Annotated in this window: 16 protein-coding genes and 2 pseudogenes; 5 read left to right on the forward strand and 13 right to left on the reverse strand. The window is 64.6% G+C overall.

Annotation, left to right across the window (positions count from 1 at the left end):
- Positions 1-37: 37 nt before the first annotated feature.
- The gene (alaS, locus tag AB4851_RS27700) at positions 38-2,662 is read right to left on the reverse strand and encodes an alanine--tRNA ligase (RefSeq protein WP_414444876.1); all 2,625 of its coding nucleotides are present in this window, start codon (positions 2,660-2,662) and stop codon (positions 38-40) included.
- Between the two features lie 315 nt (positions 2,663-2,977).
- Between alaS and AB4851_RS27705 the strand changes: the two genes are divergently transcribed.
- Positions 2,978-4,198 carry a CaiB/BaiF CoA transferase family protein gene (locus AB4851_RS27705; protein ID WP_414449622.1) on the forward strand — a complete coding sequence of 407 codons (1,221 nt, stop codon included), beginning with the start codon at positions 2,978-2,980 and terminating at the stop codon, positions 4,196-4,198.
- 470 nt (positions 4,199-4,668) lie between these two features.
- On the opposite strand, the gene AB4851_RS27710 is transcribed toward AB4851_RS27705, so the two are convergent.
- Entirely contained in the window at positions 4,669-4,878 is a 210-nt protein-coding gene (locus AB4851_RS27710; RefSeq protein WP_414445570.1) for an ornithine acetyltransferase, read from the reverse strand.
- 226 nt (positions 4,879-5,104) lie between these two features.
- On the opposite strand from AB4851_RS27710, the gene AB4851_RS27715 reads away from it, so the two are divergent.
- Positions 5,105-6,823 carry a glutamine--tRNA ligase/YqeY domain fusion protein gene (locus AB4851_RS27715; protein ID WP_414449623.1) on the forward strand — a complete coding sequence of 573 codons (1,719 nt, stop codon included), beginning with the start codon at positions 5,105-5,107 and terminating at the stop codon, positions 6,821-6,823.
- Positions 6,824-6,909: 86 nt separating this feature from the next.
- Here AB4851_RS27715 and AB4851_RS27720 read toward each other — a convergent pair whose 3' ends face one another.
- The gene (locus AB4851_RS27720; protein ID WP_414449624.1) at positions 6,910-7,413 is read right to left on the reverse strand and encodes an NUDIX hydrolase; all 504 of its coding nucleotides are present in this window, start codon (positions 7,411-7,413) and stop codon (positions 6,910-6,912) included.
- 109 nt (positions 7,414-7,522) lie between these two features.
- A complete protein-coding gene (locus AB4851_RS27725; RefSeq protein ID WP_414449625.1) occupies positions 7,523-8,929 on the reverse strand; it encodes a cytochrome-c peroxidase in 1,407 nt (468 codons plus the stop codon).
- 201 nt (positions 8,930-9,130) lie between these two features.
- On the opposite strand from AB4851_RS27725, the gene AB4851_RS27730 reads away from it, so the two are divergent.
- A complete protein-coding gene (locus AB4851_RS27730; protein ID WP_414444871.1) occupies positions 9,131-10,747 on the forward strand; it encodes an acid phosphatase in 1,617 nt (538 codons plus the stop codon).
- A gap of 85 nt (positions 10,748-10,832) precedes the next feature.
- On the opposite strand, the gene AB4851_RS27735 is transcribed toward AB4851_RS27730, so the two are convergent.
- Both AB4851_RS27735 and AB4851_RS27740 read right to left on the reverse strand, forming a co-directional pair.
- Positions 10,833-12,224 (reverse strand): sensor histidine kinase, encoded by a 1,392-nt coding sequence (locus AB4851_RS27735; RefSeq protein WP_414449626.1) that lies wholly within the window; start codon positions 12,222-12,224, stop codon positions 10,833-10,835.
- Complete coding sequence (locus AB4851_RS27740; protein ID WP_414449627.1) at positions 12,211-12,876, reverse strand: response regulator transcription factor; 666 nt, start codon at positions 12,874-12,876, stop codon at positions 12,211-12,213. The genes AB4851_RS27735 and AB4851_RS27740 overlap by 14 nt, the downstream gene beginning before the upstream one ends.
- A gap of 133 nt (positions 12,877-13,009) precedes the next feature.
- On the opposite strand from AB4851_RS27740, the gene AB4851_RS27745 reads away from it, so the two are divergent.
- Together AB4851_RS27745 and AB4851_RS27750 are read left to right on the forward strand one after the other, a co-directional pair.
- A complete protein-coding gene (locus AB4851_RS27745) occupies positions 13,010-14,047 on the forward strand; it encodes an ABC transporter substrate-binding protein (protein WP_414449628.1) in 1,038 nt (345 codons plus the stop codon).
- Between the two features lie 108 nt (positions 14,048-14,155).
- Positions 14,156-15,415, forward strand: a complete 1,260-nt coding sequence (locus AB4851_RS27750) for an MFS transporter (RefSeq protein ID WP_414451964.1) — start codon at positions 14,156-14,158, stop codon at positions 15,413-15,415.
- A gap of 116 nt (positions 15,416-15,531) precedes the next feature.
- Here the strand turns inward: AB4851_RS27750 and AB4851_RS27755 are convergent.
- From AB4851_RS27755 to AB4851_RS27785, 7 genes and pseudogenes are all read right to left on the reverse strand, one after another.
- A pseudogene (locus AB4851_RS27755) lies at positions 15,532-15,988 on the reverse strand (nuclear transport factor 2 family protein).
- A gap of 329 nt (positions 15,989-16,317) precedes the next feature.
- Positions 16,318-16,743, reverse strand: a complete 426-nt coding sequence (locus tag AB4851_RS27760) for an SMI1/KNR4 family protein (RefSeq protein ID WP_414449629.1) — start codon at positions 16,741-16,743, stop codon at positions 16,318-16,320.
- Positions 16,740-17,099 (reverse strand): hypothetical protein, encoded by a 360-nt coding sequence (locus tag AB4851_RS27765; RefSeq protein WP_414449630.1) that lies wholly within the window; start codon positions 17,097-17,099, stop codon positions 16,740-16,742. The genes AB4851_RS27760 and AB4851_RS27765 overlap by 4 nt, the downstream gene beginning before the upstream one ends.
- Positions 17,100-17,187: 88 nt before the next feature.
- Positions 17,188-17,451: a hypothetical protein gene (locus AB4851_RS27770; protein ID WP_414449631.1), complete on the reverse strand. Its 264-nt coding sequence runs from the start codon at positions 17,449-17,451 to the stop codon at positions 17,188-17,190.
- A 514-nt stretch (positions 17,452-17,965) separates the two neighbouring features.
- The gene (locus AB4851_RS27775) at positions 17,966-18,316 is read right to left on the reverse strand and encodes a hypothetical protein (RefSeq protein WP_414449632.1); all 351 of its coding nucleotides are present in this window, start codon (positions 18,314-18,316) and stop codon (positions 17,966-17,968) included.
- Positions 18,312-18,941 (reverse strand): annotated as a pseudogene (locus tag AB4851_RS27780) (sugar-binding protein); the annotation flags it as partial. The gene AB4851_RS27775 and the pseudogene AB4851_RS27780, both read right to left, overlap by 5 nt.
- A 156-nt stretch (positions 18,942-19,097) precedes the next feature.
- The gene (locus AB4851_RS27785) at positions 19,098-19,439 is read right to left on the reverse strand and encodes a hypothetical protein (protein WP_414449633.1); all 342 of its coding nucleotides are present in this window, start codon (positions 19,437-19,439) and stop codon (positions 19,098-19,100) included.
- Between the last annotated feature and the right edge of the window lie 2 nt (positions 19,440-19,441).

Consider the following 19,441-nt stretch of genomic DNA (forward strand, 5'->3'; position numbering starts at 1 on the left):
CGCGGCTGGTTCCAGCGGGCGCGACGCGCCGGGGGCGTTACAGCTTCGACGCCACCCAGGCCTGCACGCCGGCCAGCGCGGCCGGCAGGTTGGCCGGCTCGGTGCCGCCCGCCTGCGCCATGTCGGGGCGGCCACCGCCCTTGCCGCCGACCTGCTGCGCGACGAAATTGACCAGTTCGCCCGCCTTGACCTTCTTGCTGGCCTCGGCCGTCACGCCGGCGATCAGGCTGACCTTGCCGCCTTCCACCGCCGCCAGCACCACGGCGGCATGCTTGAGCTTGTCCTTGAGCTTGTCGACCGTCTCGCGCAGCGTCTTGGAATCGGCGCCGTCGAGCGTGGCGGCCAGCACCAGCACGCCGTTCACGTCCACCGCCTGCTGCGCCAGTTCGTCGCCCTGGCTCGACGCCAGCTTCGACTTCAGCGCGGCCAGTTCCTTTTCGAGCGACTTGACCTGATCCTGCACCTGGCCGATACGCTGCGTCAGCTCGGCCGGCTGGGCCTTGAGCATGGCCGCGGCGGTGTTCAGGCGCGCGTCGAGTTCCTGCACGAAACGCACGGCGTTGTCGCCCGTGATCGCCTCGACGCGGCGGATGCCGGCGGCCACGCCGCCTTCCACCACGATCTTGAAGAAGCCGATGTCGCCGGTGCGGCTCACGTGCGTGCCGCCGCACAGCTCGCGCGAGAAGCCGAGATCGAGCACGCGCACTTCGTCGCCGTACTTTTCGCCGAACAGCGCCATCGCGCCGCCCTTGACCGCATCGTCGTACGACATGTTCTGCACCACGCCCGGCGCATTCGCGAGGATTTCGGCGTTGACGATCGCCTCGACCTTGCGGATCTCGTCATCCGACAGCGGCGCGTTGTGCGCGAAGTCGAAACGCGTCTTGTCGGCGTCGACCAGCGAACCCTTCTGCTGCACGTGGCTGCCGAGCACTTCGCGCAGCGCCTTGTGCATCAGGTGGGTGGCCGAGTGGTTGCGCTCGGTGCGCATGCGGCGTGCGATGTCGATTTCGGCGCGCACCGTATCGCCCACCTTCAGCACGCCCTGCGCCACTTCACCGTGGTGGCCCACCACCTCGGCCTGCACCTTCAGCGTGTCCTCGACGGCGAAGCGCGTGGCCGCATTGGCCAGCACGCCCTGGTCGCCGACCTGGCCGCCCGATTCCGCGTAGAACGGCGTGTGGTCGAGCACCACTACAGCCTGCTCGCCAGCCTTCGCCTCGTTCACCGCGGCGCCGCCCACGTACAGCGCGACGACCTTCGCGTCGTCGAACGCGATCTGCTCGTAGCCGTGGAAGGTGGTCTTGGCGCCCGAGTATTCGAGGCCTTGCGTGGCCTTGAACTTGCCGGCCGCGCGGGCCTGCTCGCGCTGGCGCGTCATCGCATCCTCGAAGGCCGGCTCGTCGACGGTCACTTCGCGCTCGCGGCACACGTCGGCCGTCAGGTCGAGCGGGAAGCCGTAGGTGTCGTGCAGCTTGAACGCCAGTTCGCCGTCGAGTACCTTGCCGCCCTTCGCGTCGAGATCGGCCAGCGCGGCGTCGAGAATCGTCATGCCGTGATCGATGGTTTCGAGGAAGCGTTCTTCTTCCTGACGCAGCACGTCGGTCACGCGGCCTTCGGCTTCCTTCAGCTCCGGATAGGCGGCGCCCATCTCGGCGACCAGGTCGGCCACCAGCTTGTGGAAGAACGCGCCCTTGCGGCCGAGCTTGTAGCCGTGGCGGATCGCGCGGCGCACGATGCGGCGCAGCACGTAGCCGCGGCCTTCGTTGCCCGGGATCACGCCGTCGACGATCAGGAACGAACACGCGCGGATGTGATCGGCGATCACCTTCAGCGAGTTGTTCGTCAGGTCGCTCACGCCCGTTTCGCGGGAAGCGGCCTTGATCAGGTTCTGGAACAGGTCGATTTCGTAGTTGCTGTGCACGTGCTGCAGCACCGCGGCAATCCGCTCGAGGCCCATGCCGGTGTCGATCGACGGCTTCGGCAGCGGCGTCATGTTGCCCTGCGCGTCGCGGTTGAACTGCATGAACACGAGATTCCAGATCTCGATGTAGCGGTCGCCGTCTTCCTCGGGCGAGCCCGGGGGGCCGCCCCACACATCCGGGCCGTGGTCGTAGAAGATTTCCGAGCACGGGCCGCACGGGCCGGTGTCGCCCATCTGCCAGAAGTTGTCCGACGCGAAGCGCGCGCCCTTGTTGTCGCCGATGCGGATGATGCGCTCGGCCGGCACGCCCACTTCCTTGTTCCAGATGTCGAAGGCTTCGTCATCGTCGTGATAGACGGTGATCCACAGCTTTTCCTTCGGCAACTGATAGACCGAGGTCAGCAGCTCCCAGCTGTAGTGGATCGCATCCTTCTTGAAGTAATCGCCGAACGAGAAGTTGCCGAGCATCTCGAAGAACGTGTGGTGACGGGCCGTGTAGCCCACGTTTTCGAGGTCGTTGTGCTTGCCGCCCGCGCGCACGCTGCGCTGCGAGGTGGTCGCGCGCGAATACGGGCGCGATTCGGTGCCGAGGAACACGTCCTTGAACTGCACCATGCCCGAGTTGGTGAACAGCAGCGTCGGGTCGTTGCCCGGAACGAGGCTCGACGAACGAACGATCGTGTGGCCCTTCGATTCGAAGAACTTGAGGAATTTCTCGCGGATTTCGGCGGCTTTCATAGCGTGCGGGAACGGACCTGCCAGACAGGCTCTGTGGCTATCGGCGCCGCGCGCCGGGGAAACGGGCGAACGGCGGCTGGTTTCGGAAACCGCCGATTATACGGGATCGCGACCCGAAGGCAGCAGGCCCGCGCCCCTGGCGGCGCGCCGGCACGCCTGCCCGGGCGCGCCGCGAAGCCGCCGCGGTGCATCCCCCACGCATCCCCCGCGCCGCCGCCGCGCCGCCGACGCACGATTCGCTTTAAGATGCGACGACCGCCGCCCGGGCCGGCAGCCGCGGGCGCAGCCAGATTCGACAAGGGAGACGAACAGCAGATGGGAGCCTTGAGTCATATCCGCGTGCTCGACCTGAGCCGTGTGCTCGCCGGGCCGTGGTGCGCGCAGACGCTCGCCGATTTCGGCGCCGACGTGATCAAGATCGAGCGCCCCGGCGCCGGCGACGACACGCGCCACTGGGGGCCGCCCTACCACCGCGCGCCCGACGGCAGCGACACGCGCGAGGCCGCCTACTACCTGGCCGCGAACCGCAACAAGCGCTCGGTGACGGTCGACATCGCCTCGCCCGAGGGCCAGCGCGTGATCCGCGAGCTGGCCGCGCAAAGCGACGTGGTGATCGAGAACTACAAGGCCGGCCAGTTGAAGAAATACGGCCTCGACTACGACGCGCTGCGCGCCGTGAAGCCGGACCTGATCTACTGCTCGGTCACCGGCTTCGGCCAGACCGGCCCCTACGCGCACCGCGCCGGCTACGACTTCATCATCCAGGGCCTCGGCGGCTTCATGAGCATCACCGGCGAGCGCGACGGCGAACCGGGCGGCGGCCCGCAGAAGGCCGGCGTGGCGATCGCCGACCTGGCCACCGGGCTCTATTCGGCGGTCGCGATCATGGCCGCGCTGACGCACCGCGACCGCACCGGCGAAGGTCAGTACATCGACATGGCGCTGCTCGACGTGCAGGTGGCGCTGCTCGCCAACATGAACACCAACTACCTCGCCAGCGGCCAGCCGCCGACCCGCTGGGGCAACGCCCACCCGAACATCGTGCCGTACCAGACGTTCCAGACGAGCGACGGCTGGATCATCGTGGCGGTGGGCAACGACAGCCAGTTCCGCAAGTTCGTCGAGGCCGGCGGGCGCGGCGAACTGGCCGACGACCCGCGGTTCGCGACCAATCCGTCGCGCGTGCGGCACCGCCCGGTGCTGGTGCCGATCCTCTCGGAGATGACTCGCGAGCGCGGCAAGGACGCGTGGATCGCCGCGCTGGAGGCGGCCGGCGTGCCGTGCGGGCCGATCAACGATCTGGGCGAGGTGTTCGAGAACGAGCAGGTGGTGGCGCGCGGGTTGCAGATCGAGCTGCCGCATCCGAGCGGCACGCCCGTCAAGCTGGTGCGCAATCCCGTGAAGATGAGCGCAACGCCGCCCGAGGCCCGCAGCGCCCCGCCGCTGCTGGGCGAACACACCGATGAAGTGCTGCGCGAGCTGCTCGGCTACGACGACGCGGCGATCGCCGCATTGCGCGGCAAGGGCGCGCTATGAGGCGGCGAACGCGCCGGCGCACGGTGCGCGCCGCATAAAAAACGCCGGGGCACGCTGCTCGCGTGTCCCGGCGCCGCGCCGCGGTGAGTGGCCTCCCGCGGCGTCCTGTCTGACCGGCACCCCTCCCTCCGCGCCCGGCTCGCGCCGAATCGCCAGAGTTCCGATGCCGGATTTCTCCCTGATGCCTGTTGCTGCAGCTCGACGTTGCCGTCTTTTGCGTCGCCGTTGCGGGCAACGCGGGCGGCTCCCGCCCGGTAGAGCGGAAGCCGGTCGGGCCAGCGCTGCCGCCGGCCCGCAAACCTGTTGGAACGTTTTGTCCGGACGTTCACCGCGCCGGGATGACGGGCGGCTTCAATCGTCAGAGGGTTCGGAGATCGGGGCGGTTCGCATCAAGCATCAAGCATCGAGCGAAACCGACCTCGGGCGGCAAACCGGTCGCGGCGCGTGCCGCGCCCCGCCGCCCTTAGGCATCAACGATGGACGTTCGCGCCGACCAGCGCGCCGCCGGCCGCGCCCGCCACGGTGCCGATCGGGCCGCCCGTGATCAGGTAGCCCAGTGCGCCGCCCGCTGCCGCGCCGATGCCGGCGTTGCGCTGGGTGCGCGTCACGGCGCAGGCGCCGAGGCTGGAGACGACGAGGGCGATGACAGTTGCGCGGATCAGGAAGTGCGTGGTTTTCATTTTCGTGTTCATGTTGGTATTCCCCTTGGAGTTCATGCGGCTTCGAACCGGGTGACTTATCTTAAAAAGGCCGCTCACCGCCCGACAACGCGTTTTACCTCCCGTTACGACTGAAACAGAAGGCCCTGCCCGCCGCCACACGCGCCTCGCTCCACGCCCGCGTCAGGTAGAATCGACGGTTTCGGGCGGCGCACCCGGCGCGCGCCCCACTTCTTCCAGTTCCCGCATGAGCACCGAACGCAACGACGCCCCCGCGGCATCCAATTTCATTCGCAACACCATCGACGACGACAATCGCTCGGGCAAATGGGGCGGCCGCGTCGAAACGCGCTTCCCGCCGGAGCCGAACGGCTATCTGCACATCGGCCATGCGAAGAGCATCGTCCTGAACTTCGGCGTCGCGCGCGACTACGGCGGCGTGTGCCACCTGCGCTTCGACGACACGAACCCGGAAAAGGAAAGCGTCGAGTACGTGAACTCGATCATCGACGCGGTGCAATGGCTCGGCTTCGACTGGCAGAAGGACGGCAAGGATCACCAGTATTTCGCGAGCGACTACTACGATCAGCTCTACCAGTTCGCCGAGCTGCTGATCGAGCGCGGCCGCGCCTATGTCGACAGCCAGAGCGCCGAGGACATGCGCGCGAACCGCGGTTCGGCCACCGAGCCGGGCACGGATTCGCCGTTCCGCAGCCGCTCGCCCGAGGAAAACCTCGACCTGTTCCGTCGCATGAAGGCCGGCGAATTCCCCGAGGGCGCGCATGTGCTGCGCGCCAAGATCGACATGGCCTCGCCGAACTTCAACATGCGCGACCCGGTCATCTACCGGATCCGCTACGCGCATCACTACCGCACGGGCGACGCGTGGTGCATCTACCCGATGTACGACTACACGCACTGCATCTCGGACGCGCTCGAGGGCATCACGCATTCGCTGTGCACGCTCGAATTCGAGGATCACCGCCCGCTGTACGACTGGGTGCTCAACGAGCTGGCCGACGCCGGCCGCTTCACGCGCCCGCTGCCGCAACAGATCGAATTCTCGCGACTGAACCTGACCTACGCGATCACCAGCAAGCGCAAGCTGCTGCAACTGGTCAACGAGAACCACGTCGATAGCTGGGACGACCCGCGGATGCCGACCATCGTCGGCATCCGCCGCCGCGGCTTCACGCCGGAAAGCCTGCACCTGTTCTGCGACCGGATCGGCGTGACCAAGGTCGATTCGTGGATCGACATGGGCGTGCTCGAAGGCGCGCTGCGCGACGATCTCGACGAGAAGGTGCCGCGCACGGTGGCCGTGCTCGACCCGCTCAAGCTCGTGATCGACAACTACCCCGAAGGCCGGAGCGAGGATTGCACGGCGCCCGTGCATCCGCATCATCCGGAGCGCGGCCAGCGCACGTTCCCGATCTCGCGCGAGCTGTGGATCGAGCGCGAGGATTTCCAGGAAGTGCCGCCGAAGGGCTATTTCCGCCTGTTCCCCGGCAACAAGGTGCGCCTGCGCTACGGCTTCGTGATCGAGTGCACGGGCTTCGACAAGGACGAGCAAGGCAACGTCACAGCGGTGCACTGCAACTACTTCCCGGACAGCAAGTCGGGCACCGAAGGCGCGAACACCTACAAGGTCAAGGGCAACATCCACTGGATCAGCGCCGCGCACGCGGTGCCGGCCGAGGTGCGGATCTACGACCGCCTGTTCCGCGAGGCGCATCCCGATGCGGGCGGGCGCAACTATCTGGAAGCGCTGAACCCCGATTCGAAGAAGATCGTCAACGCCTACCTGGAACCGGGCGACGCGGGCGCCCAGAACGCGGCCCCCGAAGCGCGCTACCAGTTCGAGCGACACGGCTACTTCGTCGCCGACCGCTACGACACCCAGCCGGGCAAGCCGGTGTTCAACCGGATCGTGCCGCTGCGCGATAGCTGGGGCACGGCGAAGTAAGCCACGCCGTTCACCCGGCGCTCGATGCAAAAAACCGGCCTCGGCCGGTTTTTTTCGTCCGCCGCCAACGGCTGCCGCCGTGGCACTCAGGCCGGCAACCGCCGATGCAGCGCCGTCAGCGACAGCGTGCTCGCGAACACCTTGGCGAGGCTGCGGCTCGCGTACTCGGCCACCTGCGCCACCTCGACCCAGCGGAATGCGTCCATCTCGGGAATCGAGGCCCCCGTCGCGCGGCTAGGAAACATGGAAGTGCAGAGGCAGCCCGACAGATCGGTTTCGGCGTCGCGCAGGCGCGCGGCGAACAGATAGAGATCCTTGTCGGTGCGATAGGCGAAGTGCCCGAGTTCGATCAGGCGATCGGGCGCGAGCACGATGCCGGTTTCCTCGAACAGCTCGCGCAGCGCGGCGTCGCGCTCGGCTTCGCCCGGATCGCGCGCGCCCTTCGGAATGTCCCAATGCGTGGTTTCGGTTGCGTGCGCAAGCAACACGCGGCCCGCCGGATCGAGCAACACGACGCCGCACGACAGCGTGCGCGCCGCCTGTCGCGGCCGCCCTGCCGCCGGTTTCAGGTTCGCAAGGGGTGCCCCCATCGTCGGTTCTCCTCGGCATTCGGATGAGCGGGACGAGGCGCGCATGCGCCTCGCCGGCGAGCATACCATGCCGATTTTCGACGATCGGAGCCCGCCCGCCGCGGCGGTTTCAGCGCGCGGCGAGCTTGTCCTTGCCCGCGCCGCCGGCCTGATAGCCGTCGGTCAGCGTGTTCAGGAACGCGATCACGTCCTGGATCTCGGCCTCGTCGAGCGCCGGCTTCTCGCCCTTCTTGCGGTCGAACGGCGGCTCGGTATTGATGTTGGCCCAGTAGCGCTTCGGCAGATCGTCGAACTTCTGCACCACGCCGTGACGCACCGGATAGAACTTCTCCGGGTTCGTGTCGCGCTGCACGTAGAAGCGCATCACCTCTTCGAGCGAGTGATAGATGCCGTTGTGGAAGAACGCCTTCTTCAGCGCCACGTTGCGCAGCGTGGGCGTGCGGAAGATCCCGCAGTATTCGTCCTCGCCCTTCAGGTCCTGGCGCTCCGGCCCGCATGCGCCGAGATCGTAGAACTTCGGATCCTGGTTGACCGCCAGCGCGCGATTGCGCGGCACGCCGATCGCGATCAAACCGAAATCGCTGAACTGCGGCGGCTGGCCGTCGAGCGAGCGCTGGCTGATGTGGCAGCTCGCGCAATTGCCCTTGCGCTCGTCGTTGAACAGCGCCAGGCCGCGCATCTCGGCCTCGGTCAGCGTGGCCTTGTGATCGAGGAACGCGTCGTACTTGCTGCTGTACGGCGTGAACACCTCGGGCGTCTGCTCGTAGGTGCCGAGCGCCTGCAACACCGCCTCGAAGGTGGCCTTGTCGTCGCCGAGCACCTTGTCGCCGAACGTCGCGCGGAAATCGGCCAGATACGGCGCCGCGCGCACGGCCTTCGCCACCTTCTCGGGCGTGCTGTTCATCTCGAAGCGGGTCAGCAGCGGAATGCGCGCCTGCTGCTCGCCGCGATCGACGCGGCCGTCCCAGGTCAGGCCGCCGGTCGGGCCGGCGTCCACGCTCTCGTCGCCTTCTTCGTCCGAATCGTGGAAGTGCCGGGTGAACGGCGGCACCTTCTGCAGGTACATCAGCGTGGGCACCGCGCGGAAGCCCTGCTGATGCAGATCGTCGCCGCCCAGTTGCACCGACAGCGCGTTAGGCGAACCGAAAGCATGCTCGGCGCTGTGGCACGACGCGCACGCCAGCTTGCCCGAACCCGACAACGACGGATCGAAAAACATCTGCTTACCGAGCACTGTCATCTTCTTGACGGCCGCATAAACCTGCGCGCGCGTCTGCGGCTGGTTCGCCACCACGATCTCGTCGCTCGCGGCCCGCGGCGCGGCGGCTTGCGCAGCCGACGCAACCGAGGCAGCGGCGCCCGAGGCGGCGGGCGCATTGCCCGCCGAGCCCGGCGCGTGCTGGTCGCAGCCGCTCAACAGCCCCGCGACCAGCATCGACGCAATGACGGCCGCGCGGGCAACCAACGGGTGACGAAGCGGCCGGGGCCGGGCGAGGTCTCGTGACAGGCTGCGCATGACATTCCGAAAGACAAGAAAGGAAGGCGCGAGCGTATGTCAGTCAAATGTCAATCACGTGACTTTGAATCGACAGGCAAACGAAAGCTTTACTACATTTAGCCGTCAAACATTACTTACATAATCCGGTCGGCCGGCTGTCATTCGTCATACGAGGATTCCGCCGGCTCCTACGGTACATGTGCGACAGAGAGACAACGAATGAAGAAAACCTTGATCCGCGTTACGCCCATCGCGCTTGCAGCGGCCGCCTTCCTGGCAGGCTGCGGCAGCGACGATGACAACACCACGCAGACCACCACCCCGCCGGCTGCCCAGACGCTCGCGTCGGTGCAGAACGTCGTGGTGATCTACGCGGAAAACCGCAGCTTCGACAACCTCTACGGCGCCTTCCCGGGCGCGAACGGCACGGCCAACATCAAGGCCGCCGACGCCGTTCAGCTCGACCGCGACGGCACCCCGCTCGCCACGTTGCCGAGGATCTGGGGCGGCCTGACCGCCGCCGGCGCGGCTGTGCCGGTGACCGAAGCCATGACGGCCAACCTGCCGAACGCGCCGTTCGCGATCGACGACACGGCCGGCTTCAACACGGGGCTGAACGTCACGACGCGCGACCTGTATCACCGGTTCTATGAGAACCAGATGCAGATCAACGGCGGCAAGAACAACATGTTCGCGGCCTGGGCGGATTCGGGCGGCCTCGTGATGGGCCACTACAACACCGACGCATCGAAGCTGCCGCTGTGGAAGATCGCCCAGCAATACACGCTGGCCGACAACTTCTTCATGGGCGCGTTCGGCGGCTCGTTCCTGAACCACCAATACCTGATCTGCGCCTGCGCGCCGGTCTACCCGAACGCCAACAACAGCGTGGCCTCCAAGTCGATCTCGACGGTGAACGCCGACGGCGTGTCGCTGACGGTCGATCCGGCCACCTCGCCGGCCTCGGCGCTGACGGGCGTGCCGAAGTTCCTGAACTCGGGCAACCTGACGCCGGACTTCTACGCGGTCAACACGATGCAGCCGCCGTATCAGCCGAGCGGCAACAAGGCCCCGGCGACCGACGCCACGCTGACGCTGGCCGATCCGACCGTCGCCACCACCCTGCCGCCGCAGACGGAAACGACGATCGGCGACCTGCTGAGCACGGCCAACGTGTCGTGGGCCTGGTACGGCGGCGCGTTCGGCGCGGCGCTGAGCAACGCGCAAGGCACCACGCCGGCCGCCGCGGCCGACGGCACCACGATCGCGAAGGCGAACTTCCAGTACCACCACCAGCCGTTCAACTACTACAAGGACCTGGCGCCGGGTACCGCGGCACGCGCGGCGCACGTGCTCGACGGCGGCATCAACGGCTCCGAGTTCATCAAGGCGATCGACGCGGGCAAGCTGCCGCAAGTGTCGTTCTACAAGCCGCAGGGCAACCTGAACGAACACGCGGGCTACACCGACGTGGCCTCGGGCGACCAGCACATCGCCGACGTGATCGCCCACCTGCAGAAGAGCCCGCAGTGGAACAACATGGTCGTGATCGTGACGTACGACGAAAACGGCGGCTTCTGGGATCACGCCGCGCCGCCGAAGGGCGACCGTTGGGGCCCGGGCACGCGGATTCCGGCGCTGATCGTGTCGCCGTTCGCGAAGAAGGGTTTCGTCGACCACACGCAATACGACACGGCCTCGATCCTGCGCTTCATCACGCGCCGCTACAGCCTGCCGAAGCTGCATGGCCTGACGGTGCGCGACAACGCGCTGGCCGCCAACGGCGCGGCGGCGATGGGCGACCTGACTGCCGCCCTGACGCTGTCGACCAACTAAGCATCGGCACTCGCAGCGCCTGACCCGTGTTGCGCGGGTCGCGCATGACGGGGCGGCTTCGGCCGCCCCTTTTCATTCAGGCCGTTCATGCCTGGCGCACAAACGTCAGGATCACTGAAAAACCGCCCCGCTCCGGCAACGCGAACGTGACCTGGCCGCCGTGCGCGTCCATCACTTCCTTGACGATCGCGAGGCCCAGGCCCGAGCCGTCGCGACGCTGCGCGCCGCTGCCGTCGAGCCGCACGAACGGGCGCAGCACGGCATCCCAGTGCTCGCGCGCGATGCCCGAGCCGTTGTCGGTGACGGTCAGCATCACGCGCTCGCGCGTGCCGTCGAGGCTCACGTCGATCTGGCTCGCGTCGCCGTGATGCAGCGCGTTGTGCAGCACGTTCGACAGCGCTTCCTGCAGGCTGATCGCGTCGCCCTGGATGGTCGCATCGCTCAGGCGCGCGTCGAGCGACACCTGCACGTCGCGCTCGTCGGCCAACGGGATCGTGCGGCCCAACACCTCGCGGGCCAGCGCGGCCAGATCCACCGGCTGCAACGGCACCACCTCGGTACGGTGGATCACCATTGCGTGGTTCAGCAACTGCCCGGTCAGGCGGCCGACGTCCGAGCAGGTCGCGCGCAGCGTGTCGAGACGCGCGCGCTGCCGCGCGGCGTCGGTTTCGTTGCTCAACATTTCGATCTGCGCGTCGAGCCGCGCGAGCGGCGTGCGCATCTGGTGCGCCGCGTCGGCGATGAAGCGCTGCATGGTGGCGACGCGCTCCCCGAGCCGGCGCATCAGGCCGTTGATCGCGCCGATGATGGCCGCGATCTCGCTCGGCGTATCGATCACCACCGGCCGTAAGTCAGCCGGATCGCGCGCGGCGATGATCGATTCGATCTGCGCGAGCGGCAGCAGGCCGCGCCGGATCGCCAGCGCGCTCGCGCCGATCGCCAGCGCCGTCATCAGGCCGATCAGCGTCCACACCTTGAGGCTCATGTCGTTGGTCAACTGCTCGCGCGCGTGGGTGGTTTGCGCGATCGTCACCAGCGCCCAGCCCGGCGTGCGTTCCTCGGGCATGTAGCGCGCGATGGTGGCGATCCGCACCGCCTGCCGCTCGTAGTTGCGCGAGGCGAACTGCGTGCCGCGCTGCGCCGCCGCCACGTTCGCCGCATCGGGCAGCGTGTTGTAGCCGGCCACCACCACGCCGCGCGAATCGACCACCTTGTAATAGACCAGGTCGTAGCGCGACAGCGACGACAGCGCCGCCACCGGCGGATTCAGCGCCAGCACGCCGCCCTGCACGTAGAGGTTCTCCGCCACCTGGATCGCCGCACCCGACAGCAATTGATCGTAGGCGCGCTCCGCCGCGACGCCCGCGTAATAGCGCGCCGCCAGCGCGAGCGCGGCCGCGCCCGACAGCACCACGCACGCGATGAACAGCAGCGTGCGGCCAAACAGCGTTTTCGGAAACCAATCAGCGCGTCGCAATCTGATAGCCCATCCCACGTGCCGTGCGAATCTCGACGTCGCTGCCCTGCAGCTTCCTGCGCACGCGCGTCACGTATTGCTCGACCGCATTCGCCGACGGCTCGCGGCCGAAGCTGAACAACTGGTTCAGCAGTTCGTCCTTCGAAAACACGCGCTGCGGACGGCTCGCGAGAATTTCGAGCAGCGCGAACTCCTGGCGCGACAGCGGCAACGGCTGGCCGTCGAGCTCGGCCAGGCGGCTGCTGCGATCGATCGCCAGGCCGCCGAAGCGCAGCACGTCGCTGGCGTGGCCGCTGTTGCGGCGCAGGAGCGCCTGCACGCGGGCGTCCAGCTCGCGATAGTCGAACGGCTTGACGAGGTAGTCGTCGGCGCCCAGGCCCAGGCCGCTGACGCGATCGTCGATCGCCGAACGCGCCGTGACCAGCAGCACCGGCGTGGTGCTGCCCGAGGCGCGCAGGCGGCGCAGGATCGCGAAGCCGTCCATCGACGGCAGCATCACGTCGAGCACGACCAGATCGAACGCCTCGACGCCGAGCAGGCTGCTGGCCGCCGCACCGTCGCGTTCGAGATCGACCGCGTGGCCGAGCCGCGTCAGGCGGCTGCCGATCGCTTCGCCGATTTCCGCGTCGTCCTCGACGACCAGAATGCGCATGGTGAGTCCTGCCGATAAGGTGGATTACGGGTATTCCCGGGGGACGGATCTCAGCATTTTCTCAGGTTCGCCCGCTAACCTCCATGCCAGTTCGTCAAGAGGCCGCCACGGCCGTTTCGGAGGAGACCGCACGATGCCCACGCCGTCGTCCGGCCGGCGCGCGCTGCTCGCCGCCGGCCTTGCTGCTGCCGCCGCGCCGCTCGCGCGCCAGGCGCGGGCGTTTTCGTTGTCGCGCGGCCGAACCGTCAGGATTTCGAAGGGTTATGGCGTGTTGTACCTGCCGCTGCTCGTGATGGAACGGCAGCGCCTGTTCGAGGCGCATGCCGTGCGACGCGGGCTCGATCAGGTCAAGGTCGAATGGGTGCTGCTCGACGGCGGCAATTCCGTCAACGACGCGATGATGGCCGGCACGCTCGATTTCGCCGGCGCCGGCGCGCCCGGCTTCATCGAGCTGTGGGCGCGGGCGCGCGGCATTCCGAACGTCGAGGTGATCGGCATCGCGGGGCTATCCGCCACCTCGCTGTCGCTGAACACCAATCAGGCGCGCATTCGCGGGCTGGCCGATTTCACGCCCGCCGACCGGATCGCCGTGCCCGGCATCCATACGTCGCTGGCCGCCGTGGTGTTGCAGATGATCGCCGCGCGACAGTTCGGACTGCCGCATTTCGCCAAGCTCGACCCGATCACCGTGAACCTGCCGCATCCGCAGGCCATGGACGCACTGATCCGGCGCGACGGCGGCGTGACCGCGCATTTCGGCTCGCCGCCGTTCTCCATTCTCGAACTGCGCCAGCCCGGCATTCATCGCGTGACCGATGCCGTGCAGGCGCTCGGCCCGCTGACGCTCGACGTGGTGTTCGCGCCCAAGAGCGTGATCGACGCCGAGCCGGGGCTGGCCGCCGCGTTCATCGGCGCGCTCGACGAGGCCAACCGCTTCATCGCCGCGCATCCGCGCGAGGCCGCCGCGATCTATGTGTCGTCGTCGGGCCTGCGGGTGTCCGCCGACGACATCGTCGCGATGCTCGGCATGCCCGAAACCCGCTACGCCGTGGTGCCCGACCGGCTCATGGAGTTCGTCGATTTCCTGCATGGCGTCGGCACCATCAAGACCCGGCCGCGAACCTGGAACGAGATGTTCACGGCCCAGCTCGATGCGTATCTGACGCGTTGAGCCCAGCGATTCGCACTGCGATTCATTTCAGCAACACGCTTCAAACAGGAGCCCAGCGTGACCCTTGCCTCCCCTTCCCTCGCTGCCGCCGGTGACGAGCAGCGCGTCATGTCGAAGATCGCGTGGCGCTTGATGCCGATCCTCGTCGTGATGTTCCTGATTTCGTTCATCGATCGTCAGAACGTCGGCTTCGCCAAGTTGCAGATGGCGCACAGCCTCAATATTTCCGAATCCGCGTTCGGCCTGGCGTCCTCGTTGTTCTTCATCGGCTACCTGCTGTTCGAGGTGCCCAGCACGCTCGCGCTGCACAAGTTCGGCGCGCGCGTCTGGCTCGCGCGGATCATGCTGACCTGGGGCTTGATCACCGTCGCGATGGGCTTCACCACCTCGATGCCGATCTTCAGCGGGCTGCGCTTCGTGCTCGGGATCGCCGAGGCCGGCTTCTATCCCGGCGTGATCTATTACCTGACGCTGTGGTTTCCGCAGAGCTACCGCGCGCGCGTGCTCGGCATCTTCACGCTCGGCAGCGCGCTGGCCAACATGCTCGGCTCGCTGGTGGGCGGCTGGTTGTTGAGCCTGAGCGGCATCGGCGGGCTGGAGGGCTGGCAGTGGGTGTTCATCGCCACCGGGATTCCCGCCGTGGTGGTGGGCATTCTGGTGTTCTGGCTGCTGCCCACGTCGTTCCGCGAGGCGCGCTTCCTGTCCGAGCAGGAAAAGCAGCTCGTGGCCACCGCACTCGAACGCGAGGCGCCGCCGCATGCCGAGCATTCGCAGCCGTGGAAGGCGTTCCTCGACCCGCGCGTGATGCTGTTCGCCGCCACGTACATGATGATGTCGACGTCGCTGTATGGCGTGACCTACTGGCTGCCGACCATCGTCAAGTCGTTCGGGGTGTCCAGCACAACGAACGGTTTGTTGAGCATGCTGCCTTGGGCGCTGGCCGTGGTGCTGCTGATCTGGCTGCCGCCGAAGCTTAAGCGCGCGAAGAGCCTGCTGCGCACCATCGGCATTGTGGCCGCGCTCGGCGCGGTGGGTTTCGTGTTGAGCCTCGTGCTGCCGACCACGCCGCTGCGCTTTATCGCGCTCGTGCTCGGTGGCGCGTGCATTCCGCTGATCTACCCGTGCTTCTGGTCGATGCCGCCGCGCTATTTCACCGGCGCGCGGGCTGCGGCCAGCGTGGCGGCGATCAACTCGATCGGGAATCTTGGCGGGTTCTTCAGCCAGAATTTGATGCCGCTGGCCGGGAAGCTGACCGGGTCCGCGTTCGGGCCGATGATCGTGCCGATCGTGTGCCTGACGGTGTTGGGTGTGGGGGCGTTTGTGGGGTGGGCGCGGACCGAGCGAGCTGGTGGGGCTGTGCGGGCTTGATGGTTTGAGGTCGCGTTTCCTCGGGCGTGGGTTGGGTGGCGCGCCGGGGGTTGATTCGGATGACTGAAGGTGATGCGGGCCGGTTTGCATGGGAACATGCGCCGGCCCGTTTTGCGTCAGGCCTGGCGGTTTGCTTCGACTGCTGCGACTGTCGCGACCGCGAGCAGCGATTGCAGGCCGCGCCAGCCCCAATAGACACGATGCGCGACGATCAGGCCGTCTTCGATGTCCATGAATTCGACGAGGTCGGTTTGTTCGCCAGTGGGCGTGACGCGCGGGTATTCCCAGACGAGCTGGCCGCCGTTCGCGAAGAAATCGCCAGTGCGGTACCAATCGGTGAAGGTGTTCGCGAGTTGGGTGAAACCGGTGGCGAAGAAGTTGCGGATGGCGGGTTTGCCGGTGAGGGTGCCCTGTGTCGCTGGTGATCGCCAGAACCGATGGGGATTCGAAGTGTGCGTGGCCGGCGTAGAGGGAGATCAGGGCTTCGAGGTCGCGGGAGGTGATCGCGGCGTGCCATTGGGTGTGGATGTGGCGGATTTGGGCTTCGGTCGAGGGGGGGGTTGGGGTGGGCATGGGTGGTGGGTGCGTGGAGATGCACGCTTGCGGTGGGGGTGAAACGGAGATTAGGGGATGGGCGGGGGTGGATGTTTCAGGATGGGGTGAAATGAGGGGAGGCGACCGGGACCGGGGCCATTAGAATTTCCGTGTTCGAGGCGAGTTGGGCATCACACGGCGGGCTGGAAGAAGCGCTCTTCCATAGTGGCTTCGGGTTGCGAGGCATACGTCCTCCTTGGGACATGAATATGCCTCGAACACGAAATTACGGACAGGTCCGACAGGTCCTCTGCGCCTCTTCCAGCACCTTGCACTGGATCGAATGTGCGTCATAGCAATGGTTGCAGTTATAGATCGTTGCCCGTAATACGGCCGTCGTGGATGCTGGTCAGTCCAGATACGAAGTCGCTAGCCAGTGGTTTGATCTCATCCTCAGCGAGCGCACCGAGCGGTACAACAACGAAACGTTCACCCTTTTGAAGATCCAGAGCAAAGCAGTAATCCCCACCGTCCGTACCGATGCCCACGAAGCTTCTGCCCATGCGCGTCGTAATCGAGTACAAAGCATTGAGTTCGACGACCTGCGCGACGGTCCACATCGATAAATAAAGGTCACCAACTTCACCCTCGCCTCCATCCGACCACCCAAGGAAGCCCTTGTAGCTCAATGGGAGCGAGACACCTAAAGTAGTTTCCAAGCTCGCGATTTCCACTGGGTTGGACGGGGCATTCCTGCGAAACCCTTCTCCCAGCAACACGGTGAAATCCGTCATTTGATCGCTCCGAGTTTGTCGAAGTATTTGTACGCCTTCTTCAAGGCACGTTTACGGCAGTCGTCCGAAATCCCAGCAGCCCGCATATCTTTCGACGAGTAATTAAACTGATCCCGGATTCCAGTAGCCCGCGGGTCCTGACCTGCGGCCGTCATTGCATCACGGCGCGCGTTCTGGCTATCGCCGATCGCTTTGTGGATCGGGTTTTGTGGGATGAGAATCGCAGGAGCTTCACGATAGTTGCCCCCTCGATCCTGAATGATGTGGTGACGCTGATAGTCGGACCGTCGGAGGGCTCGGTTGATTGCCGTGTGGCTCGACGCCGCATAGGCGATGCGCCCGGACGGATCGAACACGGAAATCTGACACTCCCCTTTACGACCGAAATCCTCATTCCATTTATCTCGCCTGCGGCATCATCCACGCCATGATTGGTAGATCAATTCATTCATACATCGTGGCGGCCACCAATATATCGGCAAGAACCCTCCAATTCATGGACTCAAGATTTACACTTTCAGAAATTCCCATATTTTCATAATAGCCATCCATGTCCTCGACCCACGAAGCTATTCCACCCAAATAAGCCCCAACAGAGCCATTTTCAATTTCCTCCCCTCCCTTTATCAATCTCGAAAGCTCCTCCACAAAATCAATAAAATCCTCTCGACTCTTAATTTCGGAAATTTTCGCTCTATCAATATTCATCTCATTCAACGATCATTGACTGACCGTCCTCCATCTTCAAACGCATTGATTTTCCACCATTTTTAAAGATCATCCTCCGCATCCGACCATTTACTTGATCTTGCGAATCCACTTGATATGGCATACATTTTACAGCCAATTTTAATGCAGCAAGCCTCCGATGGTCGAGAATCCAGAATTCGATCCACCGCCCCACCGGGTCATATCAGTAATCCATCGAGCCCGTACGGCTTTCTCTGATTTGCGCCAATTATCCGGCCGTGTCGTAGCAATAACGCCGCGTACTCAATGCTCCTTGTGCCTTGTCGCAGCACACAGTCTGGCGCTCAACGCGCCCGACCAAATTGAAAATTCGTAATTTACCCAGTCCGGCTCATCATCGTTCGTTTTACTTCGCGATGTAGATCGTCGCGTTCAAGCTGAACATGATCCACGTTATCGACGAGCAGCCCGGACAAATATCGTGATATCGCGTTCAGCAATGGCCGCTTTCTAGGCCATTATCATTGGCTTCTTAATTCAAACCTAAGAAATCGTCGTACTGCGCATAATGATTAAGACATCGAACCACCTGATCCACAGAGGCAGCTGGTTTTTGCTTGTACGCTAGATCGACAACATCTTGGAAATGCTCTCGCATGTAGCCTTGCTCAAGCCCCAATGCGGTTACTGATTGAGGCAAGACCTCATTTTCATCGTCGTCGAAGTCAGGCACATCACCGACGTAGACCTCCATGTCCGACTGCAGATCGCTAACACCCTCGCGAACGTAAATCATATAAACCGCATCTCGATCCTTTTTCCTTTTGACCAAGCTGATCAGATTTTCAAGCGTATAAAACGCATTTACAAAAAAATTGCCCATTATGGCTGTCCTCGATCTGCGTCAGTTGCCCGGCCGCGTCGTAGCGATAACGCCGCGTACTCAACGCCCCCGGTGCCTTGTCGCGTTGCACGGTCTGACGCTCGATGCGCCCGGCCGGATCGAAGACCGTCGTTTGCCCGATCCGGCTCGCCAGCGTCCGTCTGACTTCGCGGTGCAGATCATCGCGTTCGAGTTGAACGCGATCCACACCATCAACAAGCAGCCCGTGCACATGCCCGGAGCCATACATCATCCAGTCGATCGTGTGCCCGTCAGGCCGTACGGTCTGCTTACGGTTGCCCAGTTCGTCATACCCGTGATGCCACACGTAGCTGCGCTTCACGCCAAATACATCGTAGGCGTGGTGCTCCCGCACAAGATTCCCGACCGGATCGAAGAAACGCTGCACCCGGCTATACCGGTTGCTCGCCTCGATCAAACGCCCGGTCGCGTCATAAGCAAAGGATTCCGATTCATCGCCGCACGCACGCTTCGCAAAGCGGCCGCCACGATCATGTTCAACCTGCGTGACGCGGCCCGCTTCGTCGATCGAAGCAAGATCACCGCTCGCCTCGTCGTAAACGTATTGCGTCGACTTCCCATCGAACTCGACCTCTTCCAGCAAGCGCCCGACCGGGTCATACCGGAACGTATACGAAGCCTCGTTCGCATCCGTGAGGCGCACCAATCGCCCGAGCCGATCGTAGCTCGAGTTGGTGGTGGGAAAAGGTTGGTTCGTAGCTGTTGCAACGTCGACCTCACACGCCCGAAACAATACTAATTATTGAACCATCCATACATCCTCATATCCTTGATCGTCAATGATGAACTTTGACCCTGGCGGCAGTCGCAAATACTTCAATACTGACGGAAGCATTTCCGACAAGTGTTCCGCATGCACAGGTTTATAAAAATCAGCCGCATCAGAATATTCACCACAGTGGAAAAACCAACTAATATTCCCTCCGTCGGGCAAGGAAATACGCGTTCCATATATGGGCATTTCCCCAAGCGTCGAAATTGCAACAGCAACCATCTCTTCAGGAGAGAAATCTGGCAAACCCAGCCGCTCGCAAGTTTCTTTCTGAATTTCAAGAAAATCGTTCAAATTCGATTTTTCCATTA

This window comes from Burkholderia sp. 22PA0099 (assembly GCF_047497165.1).
Classification (GTDB): Bacteria; Pseudomonadota; Gammaproteobacteria; order Burkholderiales; family Burkholderiaceae; genus Burkholderia.